Below are 1,831 nucleotides of genomic sequence, written 5' to 3' on the forward strand. Positions count from 1 at the left end.
ACCCGCGCAGCAGATCCGCCCGAGCCTCCAGCGGTTCATGGACGCGATCACGGGAGCCCCGACGTGGGTGCGGAACGAGCGTATGGATCTCATCACTGCGAATCCACTCGGACGAGCCCTTTTCTCGCCTCTTTTCGCCGATCCCGTCCGGCCCGTGAACAACGCCAGGTTCGTGTTCCTCAACCCCGAGTCACGCAACTTCTACATCGATTGGGAGCAAGGCGCGAACGACATTGTGGCCACCCTGCGCAGTTACGCCGGACGGCAGCCACACAACAAGGGCCTGAGTGATCTGGTCGGCGAGCTCGCTACCCGGAGCGAGGAATTCCGCACACGCTGGGCCGCCCACAACGTCCGCTTCCACCGGACCGGCATCAAGCGCATGCATCACCCGGTGGTCGGGGATCTCGAACTCAGCTACGAGGCAATGGAACTGCCGGCCAACCCCGGGTGGACGATGTTCGCCTATACGGCGGAACCAGGGTCGGCGAGCGACGAACGCCTGAAACTGCTCGCGAGCTGGGCGGCCACCACCGCAAGCGAACTGGCGGCGCCGGCGTCGATCTCGGACTGAGCCCGGTGTGGGTAGGACCGCCAATCCTAGGAAAAGCAGGGAGCGGCCTAGCTGCTGACATCGTCTTCCGGAGCGCTTAGCGTCTTTAACAGGACCTTGAACGACGGCGGTTCCGCCTTGAGTATTCGGGTTTTTCCAGCCGCTAACTGATTACAGTCCAGGGCTCCACGTTTTAGATGAGAAGAAGATGGCTATGGATTTTTCGTTGATGATGGCCTGCGCGGTCATTGGCCTCGTGAACAATGACAGCCGCAGTGCCTTGCCGGGGGCACCGGTTGTTCCGGCACGCCCGGCAAGGCGCTCGCGGCTGGCTCGGCTCCGGGGTTGGCTCGCAACCGCACTCCACCGGGTGGCGTGGGGAATCGAGCCTAAAGTGCCAGCGTTCGTGGAGCCTTGCCGGTGAGGTGTACGGAAGGATCCGAGCTGTAGAAGACGACGAATTGCATTGTTTGCCTTAGCTGTCGAGTTCGGCGCTGTCGGATTCAGTGCTGTCGAGTTCGGCCAGGGTCTGGCCGAGCCGCGGAAGCACATGGTTTCGCCAGCCACCGCTCATGATGCGGTGCGATGCCACGTGCGTCGGCTCGTCGGGATTGAACCCGTCATGGACAAGCGACAGACGGGTGCCCGTGTCTTCCGCGGCGATCGACCACGTCACGGTGCTGTTGAGGCTGTTTCCGGAGTTCGCGTCCCGCCACGAAATACGCAGTAGCTTCTCCGCTTTCACGTCAAGGACTTCGCTGGCCACCAAGCCGCTGAAGCCAACTGCCGGAACGGGAATCCCGCGCATCTGGAACTGATGCCCGACGATCGCTTGGAAGTCGTTTTCCATCAACCAGCGGGCGATCAGCCTGGGTTCCGTCAGCGCACGCCAAACCTTGGCGGGCGAATGCGGCAGGAATTCTTCGACCTCGATGGTCGTCAGTTGTGCGCTCATCTGTTGTCCTCAATCTCGTTAGCGACCATCCTAAGTTCCGAGTGGGCAATCGGCAGAGCGATCGGGTATCCCCGGCCTGCGTCGCAGACCAAGTTCGAACAAAATCCAGCTCTTGTTTAACGACAGTCAGCGATATATCGTTAAGTATCGCAGAACAACCTGCGAGCCTGAGGGCAACCCACAAAACACTGAAAGGACGATGCCGTTATGAAAGGCATTCACGACAATAAACACACAGATTGCGGTCCGGATATGGAACGTTTCGGACGCGGCCGCAGCCGTCGCGGTCCCCACGGACACGGCGGATTCGGGCCGGGCCGCGG

The 1,831-nt window shown here is 61.2% G+C and carries 2 protein-coding genes; one reads left to right on the plus strand and one right to left on the minus strand.

Features of this window, described 5'->3' with window-relative positions:
• Positions 1–574: MmyB family transcriptional regulator (locus AHiyo1_RS08720; protein WP_445286194.1), on the plus strand; the 574-nt coding region annotated here is incomplete at its 5' end.
• 454 nt (positions 575–1,028) lie between these two features.
• On the opposite strand, the gene AHiyo1_RS08725 is transcribed toward AHiyo1_RS08720, so the two are convergent.
• Positions 1,029–1,508, minus strand: coding sequence for an SRPBCC family protein (locus tag AHiyo1_RS08725; RefSeq protein WP_059388299.1), 480 nt, complete (start codon positions 1,506–1,508; stop codon positions 1,029–1,031).
• Between the last annotated feature and the right edge of the window lie 323 nt (positions 1,509–1,831).

It is taken from the genome of Arthrobacter sp. Hiyo1 (assembly GCF_001263615.2).
GTDB lineage: Bacteria > Actinomycetota > Actinomycetes > Actinomycetales > Micrococcaceae > Arthrobacter.